Source organism: Burkholderia sp. SIMBA_051 (assembly GCF_046534915.1).
In the GTDB taxonomy this organism is placed as follows: Bacteria; Pseudomonadota; Gammaproteobacteria; order Burkholderiales; family Burkholderiaceae; genus Burkholderia; species Burkholderia ambifaria.
In genome coordinates, this window is sequence record NZ_JAWRXS010000979.1 from 1 (window position 1) to 232 (window position 232).

At 72.0% G+C, this 232-nt stretch carries 1 protein-coding gene; it reads left to right on the plus strand.

Translation table 11 applies throughout. The features are described 5' to 3' along the window. On the plus strand, positions 1–232 hold a 232-nt coding region (locus tag SB771_RS37415), incomplete at both ends, for an ATP-binding cassette domain-containing protein (RefSeq protein ID WP_410722333.1).

A 232-nucleotide genomic window follows, 5' to 3' on the forward strand; every position in this document is an offset into this window, starting at 1 on the left:
GCCTGATCGGCCGTAACGGCTCGGGCAAGTCGACGCTGCTCAAACTGCTCGCGCGTCAACAGCCGCCCACGGCCGGCACGCTGCGTTTCGCGGGCCGCCCGTTGCGTGACTGGGAGAACCGCGAGTTCGCCCGTCAGGTCGCCTATCTGCCGCAGCAGCAGCCCGCCGCGAGCGGCATGACGGTGCGCGAACTGGTCGCGCTCGGCCGCTATCCGTGGCACGGCGCGCTGGG